17 protein-coding genes and 1 pseudogene are annotated in these 19353 nt (G+C 40.2%); 11 read left to right on the top strand and 7 right to left on the bottom strand.

Annotated features, from left to right (window positions below; all coding sequences use genetic code 11):
- Window positions 1–418: 418 nt before the first annotated feature.
- Window positions 419–3184 (bottom strand): YfhO family protein, encoded by a 2766-nt coding sequence (locus K9H14_07200; GenBank protein MCG9479978.1) that lies wholly within the window; start codon window positions 3182–3184, stop codon window positions 419–421.
- A 415-nt stretch (window positions 3185–3599) separates the two neighbouring features.
- Here K9H14_07200 and K9H14_07195 point away from each other — a divergent pair, with 415 nt between their 5' ends.
- From K9H14_07195 to K9H14_07145, 11 genes and pseudogenes are all read left to right on the top strand, one after another.
- Window positions 3600–4583 (top strand): NAD(P)-dependent oxidoreductase, encoded by a 984-nt coding sequence (locus K9H14_07195; GenBank protein ID MCG9479977.1) that lies wholly within the window; start codon window positions 3600–3602, stop codon window positions 4581–4583.
- 10 nt (window positions 4584–4593) lie between these two features.
- Window positions 4594–6462, top strand: a complete 1869-nt coding sequence (gene asnB, locus K9H14_07190) for an asparagine synthase (glutamine-hydrolyzing) (GenBank protein ID MCG9479976.1) — start codon at window positions 4594–4596, stop codon at window positions 6460–6462.
- Between the two features lie 466 nt (window positions 6463–6928).
- The gene (locus K9H14_07185) at window positions 6929–7129 is read left to right on the top strand and encodes an IS3 family transposase (protein ID MCG9479975.1); all 201 of its coding nucleotides are present in this window, start codon (window positions 6929–6931) and stop codon (window positions 7127–7129) included.
- On the top strand, window positions 7116–7307 hold the full coding sequence (locus tag K9H14_07180; GenBank protein ID MCG9479974.1) for a DDE-type integrase/transposase/recombinase: 192 nt from the start codon (window positions 7116–7118) through the stop codon (window positions 7305–7307). The genes K9H14_07185 and K9H14_07180 overlap by 14 nt, the downstream gene beginning before the upstream one ends.
- A gap of 178 nt (window positions 7308–7485) precedes the next feature.
- Complete coding sequence (locus K9H14_07175; GenBank protein ID MCG9479973.1) at window positions 7486–7623, top strand: hypothetical protein; 138 nt, start codon at window positions 7486–7488, stop codon at window positions 7621–7623.
- A 213-nt stretch (window positions 7624–7836) separates the two neighbouring features.
- Window positions 7837–8519, top strand: a pseudogene (locus tag K9H14_07170) (response regulator transcription factor).
- Between the two features lie 94 nt (window positions 8520–8613).
- Window positions 8614–9867 carry a HAMP domain-containing histidine kinase gene (locus tag K9H14_07165; protein MCG9479972.1) on the top strand — a complete coding sequence of 418 codons (1254 nt, stop codon included), beginning with the start codon at window positions 8614–8616 and terminating at the stop codon, window positions 9865–9867.
- 94 nt (window positions 9868–9961) lie between these two features.
- Window positions 9962–11095 carry a trypsin-like peptidase domain-containing protein gene (locus K9H14_07160; protein ID MCG9479971.1) on the top strand — a complete coding sequence of 378 codons (1134 nt, stop codon included), beginning with the start codon at window positions 9962–9964 and terminating at the stop codon, window positions 11093–11095.
- A 318-nt stretch (window positions 11096–11413) separates the two neighbouring features.
- Window positions 11414–11554, top strand: coding sequence for a hypothetical protein (locus K9H14_07155; GenBank protein MCG9479970.1), 141 nt, complete (start codon window positions 11414–11416; stop codon window positions 11552–11554).
- A 351-nt stretch (window positions 11555–11905) separates the two neighbouring features.
- A complete protein-coding gene (locus K9H14_07150) occupies window positions 11906–12190 on the top strand; it encodes a S8 family serine peptidase (GenBank protein ID MCG9479969.1) in 285 nt (94 codons plus the stop codon).
- Between the two features lie 221 nt (window positions 12191–12411).
- Window positions 12412–14166, top strand: coding sequence for a hypothetical protein (locus K9H14_07145; GenBank protein ID MCG9479968.1), 1755 nt, complete (start codon window positions 12412–12414; stop codon window positions 14164–14166).
- 48 nt (window positions 14167–14214) lie between these two features.
- Here the strand turns inward: K9H14_07145 and K9H14_07140 are convergent, their stop codons facing one another.
- The 6 genes from K9H14_07140 to K9H14_07115 form a co-directional block, all read right to left on the bottom strand.
- Window positions 14215–14352, bottom strand: a complete 138-nt coding sequence (locus K9H14_07140; protein ID MCG9479967.1) for a hypothetical protein — start codon at window positions 14350–14352, stop codon at window positions 14215–14217.
- Window positions 14353–14623: 271 nt separating this feature from the next.
- Complete coding sequence (locus K9H14_07135) at window positions 14624–15088, bottom strand: hypothetical protein (GenBank protein MCG9479966.1); 465 nt, start codon at window positions 15086–15088, stop codon at window positions 14624–14626.
- A 219-nt stretch (window positions 15089–15307) separates the two neighbouring features.
- Window positions 15308–16285 carry a flippase-like domain-containing protein gene (locus K9H14_07130; GenBank protein MCG9479965.1) on the bottom strand — a complete coding sequence of 326 codons (978 nt, stop codon included), beginning with the start codon at window positions 16283–16285 and terminating at the stop codon, window positions 15308–15310.
- A gap of 6 nt (window positions 16286–16291) precedes the next feature.
- On the bottom strand, window positions 16292–17140 hold the full coding sequence (gene rfbD, locus K9H14_07125; GenBank protein ID MCG9479964.1) for a dTDP-4-dehydrorhamnose reductase: 849 nt from the start codon (window positions 17138–17140) through the stop codon (window positions 16292–16294).
- Window positions 17118–18179, bottom strand: a complete 1062-nt coding sequence (locus K9H14_07120) for a flippase-like domain-containing protein (protein ID MCG9479963.1) — start codon at window positions 18177–18179, stop codon at window positions 17118–17120. Before K9H14_07120 ends, rfbD begins: the two co-directional genes overlap by 23 nt.
- 10 nt (window positions 18180–18189) lie before the next feature.
- The coding region (locus K9H14_07115; GenBank protein ID MCG9479962.1) for a glycosyltransferase at window positions 18190–19353 on the bottom strand (1164 nt) is incomplete at its 5' end.

Raw genomic sequence — 19353 nt, 5'->3', positions numbered from 1 at the left:
GGATTCCAATAGTTACAGAAAAGGTTCTGGACTCAAAAGAGAGGGACTCTGGAAAGACTGGCGATGCCATCGCTTATGCTGTAGGGTACAATTTTATGCTTCCAATTACTATACCCGGCCCTGAACCAGCCAGCAGCTACATACCGGAGATAAAGACCGCTGGGAATTAGCAGAGGCCCGGAAATTCACCATGGTCAAACGCCCATTTTACCAGAGTAGTAGAATTAATGGTTTCTGCCAATCCCTTACTTGGATGCGAGGATATTGGAAACATACTTGAAGCCAAAGCCCATAAGAAGGGTATATATAAAAAAGATATCTATTAGGGTTGGGACTGGTTGGCTGTTATGAAAATGTAAGTGAAACAAGAGCTATTCTTTATGCAAATATTTTATACCAGGCGCTTGATTACAGTATTTTATACTAAGCCAGACGGCCTATCTATCTTTCCTTTTCTATATTTTTTCCAATACAGGCAAATAATGGCTGTAAGGACAGCAATTAATACAGCCAGAGAAAATAATACGCTATATTTAAACCATTTCGGCTGGTACCTGAATTCAACAACATGGCTGCCTTTCCCAACATATACTGCTCGGAACAAGAAATTTGCCTTTATTATGTTCCTTTGCTCTCCGTCTACATATACTTTCCAGTCGTCATCATAGCGGTCAAGAAGCACCAGGTAATTGTCAGTTTGTGATTCAGTATTTATCTTAACGTAATTATTGCTGTATTTCATAATCTCTGCATTGCCAGTTTTCTTGCTCGTATTAAGACTTTTTATTTTTTCATTTCCCTGGTCCAGTAAAAATACCGTATTTTTTAAATCCAGCCTATGATTTTCTACCAGCTGTTCTAATATGAGGTTGTTGTCGTTGTAAATTTTAGTTTCTCCGGCCAGAAAAGCGCGGGGCAGAGAATCATAGTTGCGGTAAATTTTTGCTTCCCTGTCGTATTTTAAAACCAATCCTTTATCGCCTTGACCGCCGGCTGTAATTATTTTAGGGTTGCCCCAACCGGGCATGTCATTATCAGTGCTGTTTTTGCTGGAGGTTGTAAAAGATATAGTTACATCCCTGTTAGCATATTTGGATAAATCTATAGTTTCAACCTTCCATTCCCTGTCTCCAGGCACTTCTATGGGGTTTAGATAGTTCTGGAAGATCTTTTCTTTTTTACCTCCGTATTCTATAAATATGCTGTAGACTACACCGTCCCCCGAGATTTGGCCCCAGTCCTGGGGGTAGCCTGTAAGGTAGAATGAAAGTTTTTGGCCTTCTCCAATGTGGTAATTAAATTTAATATTGGAATCGGGGGGCACCACTATAGTGGGAATAATGTATTCATTAAAATTCCAAATATTTACACTGACATCCGAATGCTCTTCCCTGTTTAGCATTTTATCAAGGTTTTCTACAAAATATCCGTTATTATCCAGATATCCATAACTCATTATGTATCTGGTATTGGTTAAGGCAAGGAAATTTTTATCCATTTTATCTGCCCCCACCTTGCCATTCGGCCTTACATAACCCGGGCCCTGGAAATTAGCCCAGAATTCCGAATAATCTTCCGGCATTATGGGGTCATAACCGCCTATGTCCTGAAGGTTAAAAACCCAGGGGGAATTGGGGCTAAGGGTTCCACCTGTAATGCCAACTATCCTATAAACACCTTTATCACTTTTAATATATTCAATGGCAGGAGTTTTGAAAAATATCTGATTTTCTTCTGAAACCGTGTTTATATTCATTCCAAAAGTGAAAAGGTCTGCAACTATTAGGGGGACAATCAAAATTATTAAGAATTTCCTAAACCTTTTAAAAATGAATATTCCAACAACAATTGCAGTGGATATTATTGCAAGGACGAGAAACAGGATGAATGAAAAAGTCTCCAACTTTATAACCGGGTGTTCAGCTATTCTTCCGATATCTATATTTGTGCTAAAAATATTTGCAGATAAAATCATAATGGCGATAAATAAAATTCCAAAAGATAGGCTAAATATAGCACCCCTTCTTCTTATCAGATCCAAATTACCTGCGATTTTTCCTTCCTGGAGTTTTTGAAGGTAAGAAATTCCCATTGCTGCCAGAATAGCCAGAGAGAAGGGAACAAGCATTAGCATCCTTGAAATTCCGGATTTATCAAAAAATGGAACCACTGTATTAAAGGCGGAGTACACTAGGGGAACGGAATTAATCAGGACAGTTATAACAAGTATTGAAGAAAATACGATTGCATTTTTCCCCCGCCTGAAAAACACCGCAATGCCTGCAAGAATTAGAGTAATTACACCGCTATATCTTACAGATTCAATAAAGTTTGTTCCGCGCAGCCAGAATTTTCCTGCTGTCAGGCTGCCAAAAAAATTGGGGTTCAACAGTGCCAAGAGATACCTAAAATTGAGGTTTCCGCCGCCGCTTCTTACCTGAGCGGCCCTTTGCGAGTTGATGAATTCCTTATAAAAAGGAAACAGGTAACAGGAGCCTATTAAAAAGCCTATGGCTCCTGCTAAAGCAGTAGCCCCTATTTTTTTAAAAATGTCAATATAATTTTTATGGAAAAGGTCATAAATTATGTTAACCACAAGTATCAACCCCAGCGCTACCACAGTAAACTGGATAACCTGGTTGCTCATAGTAAGGATTTGCATCCCTAAAAAGAGACCTGCAAGCAGGGAGAAAATAATTTTCTTTTCCTTAAAGTACTTTATTATAAACAAGAAAATCAATGGAATCCACAGTTCGCCTTTAAGGTGGGTAGGAAATTCCAGCCACAATATGGTATTGGCATTAAACATAAAGGCAATGGCTGCAAACAGTGAACCCCAGATTGGTACCTTCAGCGAACGGGCAAATGCGTACATGAAAATTCCTGCAAGAAATAAATGGAAAGCTGCCGAATATCCAAATGCTTTGGTAACAGGAAATATCAGGAACATGAAATCCAGTGGATTGTACATATCTCCTACAATCTTGGTCATGAACGGATAACCACAAAAAGAATTGGGGTTCCAGAGAGGCAGTATACTATTATTAAAACAGTCCTTAAGGTAATGCTTCATAGAATAATAAATATAAATGGGGTCCGAGAGGCTGGGATTATATGGGGGAGCTCCCGGAGCATAGGTGTTTCCCTCTGCCAGCACCCAGGGGTGGGTCATTGTATTTATCATGTCTGCAGGTAACAATACCTGGCCCAGAAAAAAGATTTTCCACAGGAATGTAATTACAAGCGTAATAAGTATGGCAGATACGATTAGATATTCTTTCAGTATTGGCTTGCTGCCAGGCGGCTTAAGAATTTCTCCCTGCGTATTCCCGTTACTGAAAAATATATTCAACTAAACCCCTTGAGAATACTTTTAATAAATAATTTATGGATAAATAGTACTTATGTTACCAGCCAGTATCTGTCCTATCCAAAAAATATTTTTCTATATTATATAAGAAATAAAATTAAAAACAACTCATGTTTAGAGGCTGGCGGTTTTGAGCATGGATTGTCTTTAATTCAAAATATTTTTTGTTTTTGTCAAAATATAGTTTATAATCATTCAATTAGGCAACTTATTCTAAAAAGGGGCTATTATGCAGCTTTTAGTAACTGGCGGGACAGGTTTTACTGGCAGCCGCCTGGCAGAATATTTAATTGACAGAGGCCATAAGGTAAATATTCTCGATAACCAGAAGGGCCTTTTTTATGATACCCTTATTGATAAAAAAGCTAATATCAACATAGCCTCGGTAACAGACAGGGATGCTGTTAAAGAATCCTTGAAGGATGTAGAGGGGGTATTCCATCTGGCAGCCGCCTTCAGGCAAATAAATGTCCCCAAGCAAGTTTATTGGGACGTTAACGTTGAGGGCACCCGTACTTTATGTGAGGAGGCAATAAAACAACCGCTTAAAAAGTTTGTATACTGCTCCACCCAGGGAGTTCATGGGAACATAGACAATCCACCTGGAAATGAGAATTCGCCTATAACCCCGGCTGATTATTACCAGTATACAAAACATGAAGGCGAAAAAGTAGTAAAGGAATTTACTAAAAAAGGCCTGAAAACTGTAATTATAAGGCCTACGGCTATTTACGGACCGGGAGATCCTGAAAGGTTTGTTTACCTTTTCAAGCTGGCAAAAAAGGGTAAATTTTATATGTTTGGCAATGGAAAGGCTTTTTACCACCCGGTATATATTGAAAACTTAAATGACGGATTCTACGCTGCCTTTAACAGCGATAAAGAAAGTGCAGAAGAATATATAATCGGAGACGAAGAATATTTTACAATCAAGGAGCTGGCAAAAAAAGTTGGCGAATCCATGGGTATCTCTGTAAAGTTTGTCCATCTTCCCTTTATGCCTCTGTATATAGGGGCGTGCATATGTGAATTTCTTTGCAACCTGGTAAAGGTTACCCCGCCCCTGTTCAGGCGCCGGGTTGACTGGTTCAGGCAGAACAGAGCTTTTGTAATTGATAAGGCAAAGCAGGAAATAAATTATCAGCCCAAGGTGGGAATCGAAGAAGGATTGAAGAGGACTGAGGAATGGTATAGGGAGAATAACTATATTTGAGGGATAACTTATGTGCGGAATTTGTGGATTCAACTGGCAGGATGAAAAGCTCATACAGAGAATGACTGATAAGATATACCACCGGGGACCTGACTCCAAGGGAACAAAAACTTTTCCAGGTATGTCTATTGGAAATGCGCGCCTTAGTATCATAGACCTTTCAAAAAGGGGAAACCAGCCAATGGTTAATAAAAAGGGAAACCTTTGGATTGTATATAATGGTGAAATCTACAATTTTCCTGAAATTAAAAAAGAATTAACCTTAAAGGGATGTGGGTTTGCGGGGCACAGTGATACAGAAGTAGTGCTAAAGAGCTATGAAGAATATGGGATAAAATGCCTGGATAAGTTTAATGGAATGTTTGCTATAGCGATATGGGATAATGATAAAAAAGAACTATTTTTAGCCAGAGACCGGATCGGGATTAAGCCCCTTTATTATTATTACAAAGACGGCAAATTAATTTTTGGTTCTGAAATAAAATCAATTCTGGAATCCAGCGCAGTTAGCAAAGAAGTAAATTTTCAGTCAGTTTATTACTATCTTGGTTATGAATTCGTTCCTTCTCCAGATACTATGTTTAAGAATATATACAAGCTGCCCCAGGGACACTATGCTATTTTCAAAAACGGGAATTTTCATATTGAAAAATATTGGGACATTAAATTTTCAAATACCATAACCAATGAGGAAGAAGCGGCAAGCCGCATTTTTGCAGCCCTTGAAAAATCAGTTAAGAGGCGTTTGATAAGTGACGTGCCTTTAGGAGTATTCCTTTCGGGCGGGCTTGATTCCAGTACTGTAGTTGGGCTTACTGCCAAAAATTATGGCAAGAAGATAAAGACTTTTACCATAGGATATAAAGATAAGACCTTTTCCGAGTTACCATATGCAAAGAAAGTATCTGATTTTTTTGATACAGAACATAATGTTTTGATTATTGATCCCATTTCAATGGAAGATATAACAAGAAGCCTTTACCATCTTGATGAACCCATGACAGACCTTTCTACCATACCATTCTATCTGATATGCCAAAAGGCAAGGCAACAAGTCAAAGTATGCTTGAGCGGAGAGGGCGGCGATGAAGTTTTCATGGGCTACGACCGTTTTAAGGCGGCAAGAATAAATAGCTATTACCAGTTATTTCCAAGGCTTTTCAGAGAAAAAATAGTTGCCCCCCTGATAATGAAATTGCCAGACCAGGCACAGAAAAAAGGTGCAGTCAATATGCTCAAGCGTTTTATTGAAGGCTCCCTTTACCCCAGAGATGTTGGGGCTATGCGCTGGCAGTATTTTTTAAATCCTGAAATTGAAAAAAATATTTTTGATAAAGCATTAAGAGACGAAATTTCTTTTACTCCCTTTGATCCCGTATATCATTTTAGCCGTTCATGCAACTCTAAACTTGCGGCAGACAGGGATATATTTGTTGATACAAAGCTTACCATGCCGGACAGCGTGTTGATGAAAGTAGATAAAATGAGCATGGCTACTTCGTTGGAGGTAAGGGTTCCCTTCCTTGACCATGAAGTGGTAGAGCTGGCAGCAACTATTCCTGCAACACTAAAACTAAAGAAGTTAATGACTAAATACATATTCCGGAAGGCCCTTGATAAGCATAAATTCTTGCCGGATGAAATTATTCACCGTAAAAAGCAGGGTTATGCCTTTCCAATAAAAAATTGGATAAGGGAAGATGATTTTAAAGACAATATGCTTCATATTTTCAACACTTCACCCCTGATTAAACAAAATTTTAACAATGAATATATATCAGCCCTGGTGAATGAGCACCTAAGTTTGAGGCAAAACCACAACCATATCCTATGGGCTTTAATAAATCTGGGGTTATGGTACGAGAAATTTTTTTCTTAAGTTGTAAAAAGTTACTTTCATGCTTTCTCATACGCTGCGAATGTAGTTAGGAAGATATTTAAAGCTTTTTGAAGGTTTTCTACAAAAGTGGTAAAAAAATCTATACACCAGATAGAAAGGGGCGTCTTTTTTATTTCCCCAGGTTGTTTTGGCGGGATAATTTCTCCGTTGGATATGTCGACTACATTTTCCCAGCAAGCACTATAAACCGGTCCTCTGCAGAAATCATTTTGCAGTTTGGCCACTTCTTCTCATCTATAAGATTATTTTTTCAACATTTTTTTGCAGCTGTTGTAAAAAGCTTTATCGTCTGCCAGTTTTAATATGATAGATTTAACCTTTTCTGAATCTCCAGCTCTTACTACTAATCCCAGATCTTTGCTTTGTATCAGTACGCTTAAGCTATCTCCCCCAGTTGATATAATGGGAAGGATGCTCCATATGTAACCGGATATCTTAATCCTGGATGAAAACCTGGTTTTTATCTGCTGGGGACGGGGTAGCAGTTAACCATAAAAAGGTGGCCAAAATGATGAGGAAGATGGGTATACAGGTCAAAAAGGAAAAAATTCACCCGTACCACCAGCAGCTGCCACAACTTAAAGGTATATCCAAACCTCATAAAGGATCTGGCCATAGAGAGGATGGGTCAGATGTGGTGCTCTGATATCACCTATATCGGCATAAGAGATGGCTTTGTGTATCTTTCTGCTATTATAGATGCTTTCAGCCGAAAAATAGTAGGTTATGCTATAAGCAAAAGCCTGGCAGCAGAATTGGCACTTGAAGCTTTAAGGATGGCAATAATAAGCAAGGGATACCTCAGATCTAATCCACCATTCTGACAAGGGCATACAGTACTGCTTGCACAGGTTATATTAATCTATTAAACAACCATGGCGTTAGTATCATTATGTCCGCTAAAGGAATGCCGGTGAAAAATGCATCTGCTGAAGCCTTTTTTTGGCAGGCTAAAAGTAGAGGAAATCTATATGTTCCGATTATGAGGCCTATATCGATGTAGTGGAGAGGCTCCCCTGCTTTATAGAAAAAGTCTACAACGGAAAGAGGCTGCATTCTTCCATTGCCTATATGCCTCCGGAAGAATTTGAAGATAATTTGGTAAATGATATTAAAAATTCCTGTAAAATCTATTCCTAAGTTAAGATACTTATGTGTCTAAATTTAGGGGGTCAGATCAAAGCATTTCCATGTTAAAGAAATTAAAGATACTAAAATGATCAAATGGCTGTAGCAGCCAGTACTTATACTAAGGCTTGGTCCTATTTTAATTAAATTAGAAAATTTTAATTTTATTTTAAGCTTAATTTCATATAATTAAATTAAATTATTTTGCAATGGAGGTAAAATTTCTTGAGAATACTGGTTATAGAAGACGAGCTTTCGCTGTTAGAACTTATTACAAAAAGATTATCTGAAGAAGGGTATGCAGTTGACCCGGCAGCAAATGGAAAAGATGCCCAGGATTATATTAATTCAGTAGATTATGACTGCATAATACTGGATTTGCTTATCCCTCTCATTGATGGTTTGAGCTTGCTCAGGAAAATAAGAGTTAAAAGATCTCATCGCCTGTCCTTATTTTAACAGCAATGGATTCTATTGAAGACAGGGTAATCGGCCTTGATACTGGAGCAGATGATTATCTTGTAAAGCCATTTTCTTTTGATGAGCTTCTAGCAAGGATCAGGGCTCTTTTGAGGCGCCAGCAAGAAAAAAGGGACTCCATATTATCTATAGCCGACCTGCAGCTTGATGCAGTCACAAGGGAAGTAAAAAGAGGGGGAAAACTAATTGAGCTTACTTCCAAAGAGTATTCCCTCCTGGAGTATTTTTTGCGCAATAAGAACAGGGTCCTTACAAAATCACAGATTGCGGAACATGTATGGGGATTTGATTTTGAATATAATTCAAATATTGTAGAAGTCTATATCCGATACCTCAGGAGGAAAATAGATGAAGGTTTTAATAACAAGCTAATACATACCATAAGGGGCGGCGGATACGTGTTGAGGTATAAAAGTGAGAAATCTTAAGATAAAATACAAGATTACAATATGGTAAGCGCTATTTTTTTTGATATTATTAATTATCTTCAGCCTCTTTTTATACTTTACTGTAGCTAAACTTTTGTACCAGAGTACTGAAAAATTGGTAAAGGCTGACGCAGACCAGGTACTCTCGATAATCCAGATTGAGGGCAATGTTATAAGGTTTGACAAGCCTTATGAAATTATTTCGACCAGTACTTATTTTGTGGTATTTGATGCCAGGGGAAATGCAAACCTTGAAAGCGAAACGCTGCCCGAGCTTGTAAACCTCCCAATAAGAGGCAGGGGTATTAGGTATATTAATATAGGCAGTACCCGGCGGATTGTTTATGACCAACCACTAAGCTTGAGTGGAAATATTATTGGGTGGGTAAGGGTAAGCCGGTCTATGGAAGATATTATTTCTACACTGGGAAACCTCAGGCTGATACTTTTTACCTCAATTCCCTTTTATTTAATAATTGCTTCCGTGGGCGGGCTGTTCCTCGCAAACAGGTCGCTAAAGTCCATTGATGAAATAACCAAAACCGCCAGGGAGATTAGCAAGGGTGACATAAAGCAGCGCCTCCAGATTCCAAAAACAAAAGATGAGATTGGAAGGCTTGCAATCACCTTTAATGAAATGCTTGACAGAATTGAATCTTTTATAAAAAAAGAAAGGCAGTTTGCTTCGGACGCTTCCCATGAACTAAGGACCCCCCTGGCAATTATATCAGCAGAAGCAGAGCAATCTTTATCGGTAAAACAGGACAAAAGGAAACACAGGCAAACCTTAAAAAAAATACTCTCTGAAACTAAAAAAATGAGTTATATAATATCACAGCTTCTTATGATAAACAGGACAGGGGAAGGGGAACAAAAACTTGATTTCGAGGTTTTAGAATTAAATACCCTGGTTGACGACATAGTTAAAGAATACCAAAGACTGGCAAATGAAAAGAAGATAAAATTAAATTATAAACCTGTAAAAGATATTAATATAAAGGCAGACCAGACCCTGATAACCCGCTTACTTATAAATCTTATAGATAATACAATCAAGTACACAGGAGAAGGCGGTAAAATTGATATTTCATTAACAAGAGAGCAAAATTTCGCCTTCCTAGCAGTGGAGGATAATGGAGTTGGCATTGCAGATTCAGATATCCCATATATATTTGACAGGTTCTACCAGGCGGATAAAGCTAGAAATGGCCAGGGAACAGGCCTTGGGTTGTCCATTGTGAAATGGATTGCCAAAGTCCACAGGGGCAAGATAAAAGTTGAGAGCAGCCTTGGCTCAGGAACCAGATTTATTGTAAAGCTTCCGGTCGGTCAATCCCCACAAGATTAAAAAAATTTAATCTATTTTTAAGCTGCATTTAATTTATTCTTTATACAATCTAATCAAAAGGTAATAAATTTTACATTTTGAAAGGAAGGATAAAGTGAACAGGAAGAAATGGATTAACCTTATTATTATAACTGCGGTTACTTTTTTTGTATTTTTATCAATTGCAGGCTGCTCTTTCATGGGAGTTACTATAGAGCCACCTAAAATAACTGTAACCAGGCCAGCTCAAGCCCAGGTTTCCAAAAGCAGCCCAGTAGCCTCAAAGCTGAAGGAGAGAAAAGTTAGCAATGAAGAAATTTTAGCAAAGTTTGACCAGGCTGTTAGCAGGGTTGCAGAGGACGTAAAACCTTCAATTGTGAATATAAAAGTTGGAAAGATGCAGGAAGATATATTTGGAAATTACCGGCAGGGCGAAGGAACAGGTTCAGGAATCATATATAGCCCTGATGGGTATATAATTACAAATAACCATGTGGCATCTGATGCTAATGAACTTATAGTTACTTTGGACAGTGGTGAAGAATACCCGGCAGAATTTATCGGCGGAGACGAAAATACGGATATTGCTGTTATAAAGATAGATGCGCAGGGCCTAAGTCCGGCTGAATTTACCTCGGTAAATAATGCTAAAGATGGAGAACTATGTATTGCAATTGGAAGTCCATTTGGCCTAGATGAATCAGTAACAATGGGAGTTATAAGCGCAGTTGGAAGGGATGTGGCTATTTCATATAACCGCCTTCCCCTGGTTGACCTAATACAAACTGATGCTGCAATTAACCCGGGTAACAGCGGAGGAGCGCTTGTAAACTCTGCAGGCCAGGTGCTTGGGGTTAATACCATGATATACTCTACCAGCGGATCCAATGCGGGCATTGGCTTTGCTATTCCCAGCGATACAGCTTTAAATATTGCAGACAAGCTAATTAATTCCGGGACAATAGAAACGCCATTCATTGGTATTGAGATGGGTGAAAACAATACAGACATAGAAGGAGTTTTTGTCAGCGGTGTAATGGAAGGATATCCAGCAGAGTCTGCAGGGCTCAAACAGGGCGATATAATTACTGCAGTTAATGGAGGAAAGGTCCATGAGCCTTTGGAACTGGTGGCAGAAATCATAAAGCATGAAGTTGGCGACAACATTACCCTTACTGCAAACCGTAATGGTAACCTAAAAGATTTTGACCTTGCCCTAATAAAAAAGCCGGAACAGGTGAAAGGATAAAAAACCATCCTCGGCGGTTACCCCCGGCTAAGGGATAACCGCCAAATTTTTTTAGCCAGGGTTATGTTTATTATCAATAAAATTTTATAATCGTACCCCTCGAGTTGCTTTTTAAAATGCTTTTTTGATTTGCTTATTTTCCCGATAAAGCTAATCTTCATATTATCAAACTGTTTAAGAGTTGTTTTTACAACTCTAGTTTTAAGAGCTCTTTGAAAACAAAATAAAAATATAGATATAAATTGATAGATAAAACACTACCTCCAAGTGTAAAATATTTGATTAGCAATAAAAAAATATACACACATGGAGGTAGTGATGACCAAAGATGATTTCATCTCGGGCCACAAGTTAAGTTTACTACCCGCGGCCAAATCTATCAATGACATATCCAAAGCCTGCAGAGAAGCTGGGGTACCCAGGGCATATTGCTACAAGTGGGCTAAAAAGGTTTACTAACTACGGAATGGTAGGTCTAAGGGTGAGAAAAAAATTAAAATCTAAAATGCCCAATTCCACCAGGTCCGAGATAGTAGAGAAAATATTAGCATTTATTAAAGAGTACCCCGCTTATGGTCCGGCAAGAATATCCAATGAACTAGGCTATATCGTATGCCCTGCAACCGTATATAACATCTTAAAAAGGCGGGGTCTAAATCGAAAACTAGACAGGCTTCTTGCCTTAGAGGATATACCGGCTTTAAGTAAAGCTAAGCCCAGTTATGACCAAGAAAATGGAAGAGGCAAAAATCAGCACCATAGCCACCGCTTTCCCGGCTACCTGGTAGGGGTATATAATATAGCAGGGGGGTGGACAGGCAGGGATTCTATTCCCTTAACAGCGCTGCCAATGAGCTTAGCTTTATATCTGCCCCTTGTGAAGAAATACCGGGGATAGAAAACAGAGGAGATTGGACCAATATACCCGGTACCTCCTGGTCCAGCGCCCATGTTGCCGGGATGGTGGCCCTTATGCTTTCAGCCAACCCTTTTCTAAATAATGTAGAGATTGAGAATATATTAATAGATACAGTGCAGGACAAGGGAGTATTTGGCAGGGACATCTATTATGGCTGGGGCCTGGTGGACTGCTAAAAAGCAGTAAAGAAATCCAGGAGACTGGTGTTTGATGATATAGTGACTGATTCCCTTGACTACAGACTGCATCCTTATAATAATGACATCAGCCATATCCTTAAGTGGTGATTATCTGGCTATTTTATTAAATTAAATATAGTTATAAAATAGTAAGCCAGTAATCAATTAAAGGAGAGATAAAAATTAAAGCAATATCTATAATTTTAGCTATATTTCTAGTGATTGGCATGATATTTGTAGGCAGCGTATTTATTGCCGGCATTTCTGCAGGTTCAGATCCCCGGGAACCGGCGGCAGAAACCGGGACTGATGAAAAAGTGGAGGTAAGCGAAAAAAAGATTACCGAAGATCCTGCCGATGAGCCGGAAACCGAGGATAAACAGGCGGACACCACCCCGCCAGCCCAGAATATTGAAAAGATTGAATTTTATCTGGACGGTCCCCAGGATTCAGGAATATTTCTGGGAGAAACTGCGGTAGGGATAAAAAGGGAAGATATCCAGAATATATACGGTCAGCAATATGCAAATTCGGGATTTGAATACAATATAGATCTGGGAGATGTTCAGCTTGAACCGGGGCTGCATACCCTGTTTGTGTATGCCATAACCGATGAGGGAGATTATGACTACGCTATTAAGGAAATAACGGTCAAGGGAGATGTTCCGGATACAGATCTGAACATTAATTTAGACAGCCCCCAGAACCTGTCTATTTTAAAACCCCAGGAACTGGATATCCAGGGCTGGGCTCTGGACCAGGAAGCCACTGACAGTACCGGGATTCAGAGTATATATGTTTATCTGGACGGGCCCCTGGACAGGGGCATAAACCTGGGTGATGCAGCATACGGGTCTATTGGCAGGAGCGACGTGGCCGAGGTATTCGGGCCCCAGTTTAATAATTGCGGTTTTAGCGTAAGCTGGGATGCTGCTGAATACCGGTCCAATGAAAAGCACTACCTTTATATTTATGCCCAGAAAAACGACAGCAGCTGGCAAAAGAAGATAATCGAGACCTATCTCTATGACCCTGAATTTAAGAGCAACATATTTTTGGAGATAGACAACTACATTGAAGACTTTACCATAAATCCCGGAGATGCCATAAGCATCAAGGGTTCAAGTTTTTATGTCAACAACCCCGACCGCTTTTATGCCCAGCAGGAATTCAGCAACAAGCAGGTGGTATTTGTAAGCGACAGGAACGGCGGAGATTTTGATCTCTATATATCCAACCTGGACGGCAGTAACTTAAGGCAGCTGACCGATAACGGGGAAGACGACCTTTATCCCAATGTCTCTCCGGATGGAAGCCAGATTGCCTTTACTTCAGAGGTTAACGGGCTGTGGCAGGTATTTATTATAAATACCGATGGTTCAGGAGTAAGGCAGGTAACTGACAGCAATACCCTTAATGCTTATCCTGCCTGGTCCCATGACGGACAGTATTTGTTCTATGAGTCCAGGGAAGGCGATATATGGGAAGTTTACCGTATAGGTGTGGACGGCAGCAATCCCCAGAGGCTTACCTTTAATACTGAAAGCCATGACTGGCACCCCGCCGGGCACCCTTACCGTCCCCTGGTGCTGTTTGAATCCGGCACCAAGGAGGATATTAAGGTCATGGATTACAATGGGGAAAACGTCCATTATATTACCAAAGACCAGCAGAGAAACAGGGTTCCCGATTTTTCTCCTGATGGAAGAACCATAGTGTTCAGCAAATACCTGGGCAGTAATGGCGAAGTGTATATAATGGATATAACCGGAGAGATACTGGCCCAGATTACTGCCAATGGTTCTACCAATACCCATCCTGTTTTTTCTCCTGACGGTAATTATATTGGTTTTGATTCTGATGCCAGCGGCAGGGAGCAGATTTATATTTACTCCTTTGCAGACGGTTCGATATTCAATATATTCAATGACCCTGGGGCCAATTACAAGGATCCCTGCTTTCTGTTTGAGTAAGAAGCACTTGGGTATATTGTTCCACTATTGAATTAGATACCGGAGTAATTAGACCAGTAAATCAAATCTCTCAAAATTTTTAGGGGCAACTACCGAAAAGTGTTTTTTATCCAGAGTTATTAATTTATTTATATTAAGCCTTTCAGCTATTGCAATGATAGCGGCATCCACATACCCGATATCCATTTCACTATAATGGTTAAGTATCTAGCCTATCCTTACTATATCCATATAGTTTACTGGCTCCAGGTAAAATACAGAGTTAACCACCTGTTGTATGAACTGTAATTCTACATAATTCCCAAATCTACTTTTTAGCATATAACAAATTTCTGGAATAGTTGGGGATGGAATTACATAAGAACACTCATGAGTCATAATATACTCCTTAACCGGCAGATGACTACTGCTGCTCTTATCTATTAAATCAATGGTTAAAATGGAATAGAAAAATTATTTATTGAATTTTGGTATTTCTAGCCCTCTTGGGGCTGTAGACCTGTGGAAATTTTATTGATGCCCCCAGGTTAACCCCTACCCATAATACCCATATGTATCTGGAGGATATAAGGTAATAAAGAAACTCTGAAGAGTTACCCCTTATAACCGGAAGCTGGGTTATTATATTTACTACCGGACCCACACTTATAGCTATTAGAAATAAAGCAGGGATGATAGACAGGAGAACAAAGCTTTTGATATCCCAGCGGGTTCTCTGGTAGGCAGTACTGGTAAAAATCTGGGTAAGGTTGCCTATGCAGAATCCTATTACTATAGCCAGGAAGAATTTAATAGAGGATGAAAGCAGTGCGGTCAGGGTAACGTAATCTTCTACGATCTGAAACAAAGGCTCTAAAAATATAAACATGACCAGAAAAAAAAGCAAAACCACTATGTTTAGAAATATTAAAAAACCCCTCACCTTATCACCTATACATTTAAATTCATTACCATTATAATAACCCTAATAACAATAGCAGAAAATTAGAAATGTTTAAAACAGTATTATTTAAAATATTATACTACCTGTTTTTCTTCCTTATCTTTATTTTCTCCATCATATTATTTTTAAAACTGGTAGGGAGTCCGCTGTATAGTGAAGGAATCGGCCTTTATCTGGAAAACTATATGGAATTTTTATTCAGATAACCCCTTTGGGCTTAAAAAATACATTTTTCCCCAAATAAGTCAACCCGCCCAGCAGGGCGTTAAATAGAATAATAAACAAAATTAAAAATGAAAACAGCGCAGCCTGGCTTTCACTGGCCCCGAATGTAGCCACCAAAAAAGCCAGGGCATTCTCTCTTAACCCTATGCCCCCAATGGTTATGGGTATGCTGGCTACTATAGAGGTAAAGGGGACAATAAATAAAAAGGAACTTAGACCTATATTAAGTGTAAGCGATTCTGATACCAGCCAGTAGCTTAAGATTATAAACATCTGTATGATGACGCTGTATACAAAACATACACCCAGATAAGCCTTCTTGTCTTTGTAGCTTATCAGTATGTCCCTGAAGGACTTCACTTTGGGCCTGATCTTCCTTAACAGAGCAAACTTTTCAAACAGCCTGTCTATCTTAAAAAAGTATGGCTTTATAAGTACAGCCAGCAGCAGTATCAGCAGGGCCAGTATAATTATCAGGCTTAACAGCATATTGAAGCTTACCATATCATACATACCGAAAAAGAAAGAAAATACCAAAAAAATAGCCCCGGTAATGGTGCCCATGGACCTTTCCAGCACCACTGTAGAAAATGTCCTGTCTACCGGGACTCCCTTGTTTTTATATATGTCATAAACCCGGTAGGCATCACCGCCTACACTGGTGGGCAAAATATTATTATAAAAAAAACCGATCATTACCGACTGCAGCAGAAATCCCCTGTGGATAATCATCTGCTGGGCTCTCAGCAGTATCCCCCACCTGAATACCATTCCGGCTATACCCAGAAAATACAGGAAGGTGGCCAGCGCCATTAAAGCAATATTAATGCTCTCCAGATGATTGGCCATCATCTTGAAGTTATCCCAGTTCCTTACAATTAAAAAAGTTATAAGGGAAGCACTTATAACCACCCTGATGGCAGTAGATGCTGCTTTGTTTAGCTTGGCCATATCACTCTAGGGTTTGGCTTGGTAATGGTTGAGCAAAAAATCCTTTAATGCCTCCTCCCAGGGACGCATAAAGCATATCTGGTTCTCTTCCAAATTAAAGTTCTGCAATACTGAATAAGCCGGCCTTCTGGCTTTGCGGGTCAGACTACTGCTTGCTACCGGCTCCAGCTTGGTATCAATATCCATAATATCCAGCATATACCGGGTAAACTGGTACCAGGAGCACTGTCCGCCATTGGTAGCATGATAGATACCATAAACCCCGGTTCCGATAAGCGCATATACGCACCGGGCCAGATCCAGGCTGAAAGTGGGAGTACATATTTGGTCATCTACTATGGAGAGGCTGCTCTTTTTTCTGGCAGCTTTTATTACTGTATCTACAAAGTTTTTGCCGTATATGCTGTATATGCCGGTAGTCCTGACTATATAGTGTCGGTCAGTAATTTCTGCTACCAGCTTTTCTGCCCGGTACTTGGAATCCCCGTAAACACTTATAGGATGAGGCTGGTCGGTCTCCAGGTAGGAAGAACCTTTTTTGCCGTCAAATACATAGTCGCTGGATATAAATAAGAAATCCGCATCATACTTTTTGGCTTCCCTTACCAGGTTCTCTGTACCGGTGGTGTTTACATCATAAGTAAACTGAACCTTGTCCTCACAACCGTCTACATCGGTATAGGCAGCGCAATGTATGACTGCCTGGGGCTCTACCCTGGCAAATTCGGTTTGTACCTTCTCAGCATCGGTTATATCCATATCCAAGTCATAACCGTATAATTGATGTTCTGATCCGCCCAGGCTTATAAGCTGGCTGCCCAGTTGCCCCCTGCTACCGGTTATCAGTATTCTCATCAGCACTAATCTTTCTAATCTTATAAAAAGGCATAACCAGTATGATAATAGACAATATGCCTACCATAACTGTAAATACCAGATTTATAATATGGTAATTGAAACCAACTATAATGGCAATGTTTTCCTGAAAGCCCAGCATGGTAAGCACCGAGACAAAAGCAAATTCATAGGTACCCAGCCCGGCTAGGGCATGGGTGGGCAGCACCGCTGAAATCTCGGCGGCAGCGGTGGCCAGAAATATTACCCAGTAATTAAGCTCGGCAAACCCGTAGCCCATGGGCTTCATCAGTGAATGTATCATAAAATAATATATGGAAAACTTTACCAGCCTGATAATCACCGAGGTAATATATACTTTGGTATAAATCTTTCTTCCCTGTATTACCTTGATATTCTGGTTTATGCCTACCAGTTTGCTGTACAGGTAGTCTATAAATTTGATTCTGTCCCAGTGGGTTTTGGAAAATACCCATGTTGTAAATCGTATTATCAACCCCACTATCTTTGATAAAAAAAACAGTATAAGCAGGGAAATAATTAACAGCCCGGCAGCCACCATTATTACGGTAGTAGAGGATACCGCATACCGGTTGATGCCCACTATGATTATGGAGATGATAATCAGGGAAAACACAATTACCAGGTCAAACACCAGGGCTACGGCCAGAGTGGACATGCCTATCTCTACCGGAAATTTAAATTTCCGTTTCAGCACATAAACATAGGACAGTTCCCCGGTTCTGGCCGGAAGCACCATATTGAAAGCATTCCTTATATGGGATACAAAAAAAAGATCCAGTATCCTTATCCTCTCTGATCCCAGGAGAATCTTGGTACGGTAACCCCTGAGGAAACCGTCAAAAAACATCATGGTAAGCCCCAACACCATGGTGGGCTTGTATATGTTGAGGAAAGCCTGTTTTATGGCGCCGATCTCCACCTTGTCCAGCAGGTACCAGATAAGGAAGATCCCAAAGCCTACCACTACCACTACATTAATTATTTTAAGGATTGTTTTTACTTTTTTGCTGGCCATAAGTCTCTACTCATTTACCGCGCATATAGTTTGAAAGGTATCTAAAGCTCTGCCTGGGGCTTTTGAAAAAATGATGCAGGAACCTGCCGGCCAGATAACCGCCGCCCCTCTTCTTGCCTGAAGATGCTGTATCCGATTGGCCGTCTACCCTTTTTCTTACTGCACTGAATACCGGATCCCGGCAGAAATCAATCAAGGGCTGGCATACCTTATCCCAGCTGTAACCAGAAGCAATATCAGCTATGTTTTTCTGGCACTGGCTATAGAACTGCTTATCATCGGCAAGCTTTTCTATGGCATTGGCAACATCCCGGGGATTTTCAGGCTTTACTACCAGGCCCAGGCCATTTTTCTGGATAAGCTCGCTCAGGCTGTCTCCCTCTGTAGATATTATAGGCAGCCCCGCCCACAGGTAATCCAGCATCCTGGTCCTAAAAGAGAACCTGGTTTCTATCTGTTCGGGATGGGTTATTATGCCTGCATCTGATTCCAGAAGATAGTTCTGCCTCTCATGGTAGGGAACCCAGCCAAAATTAAAGAATACATTCTTCTCATATACCCCCAGCTTTTTAGCCATATCCACAGTGTGGTCAGCCAGCTGCAATTCCCTTACCTCCGGATTGGGATGCTTTATGCCTAAGAAGTACAGTTTTATATCCGGTCTGTTCTCTTTTAACAGGTCCATGGCTTTTATAAGGGTTACCGGATCAAACCAGTTATAGATTCCCCCGCCCCACAGCACCACAAAATCATCAGGGCCTATGCCTTCGGTTGCCCCTTTTAGTACCTGCCGGGTGTGCATGGGTTTCTCAGAGGGCAGGCCGAAGGGAACCACATCCATCATCTTTTTTAAAGTAGGATCCTGGTTATAGGTATAGGGATTTACCCGGTTCAGAGCCGCGGCCATACCCAGCCAGAAATCCCTCTGCCTTTCTGAAGCACAGACAAAAAAGTCCCCGTAATAGAATTGTTCATTTAAATTATAATGTACCAGCTTGTGCACACTCAGCCTTTTTTCAATGGGCTCATTTTTGTATTCAGCCAGTACCGCCAGATTGTAGGGGTCATAGATATCCATAATCAGGTATTTGTCTGATTTCTTAATACAGCCGTATCTGGAAAAGGTGGTGCCTCCGGTAAGTATTATATCCGTATCTTTTATCAGGGTATTCAG

Source organism: Actinomycetes bacterium, from assembly GCA_022396035.1.
In the GTDB taxonomy this organism is placed as follows: domain Bacteria; phylum Actinomycetota; class Humimicrobiia; order Humimicrobiales; family Humimicrobiaceae; genus Halolacustris.
Note: the sequence above shows the minus strand (reverse complement) of the source record. Positions and strands in the feature narration are given on the sequence as shown.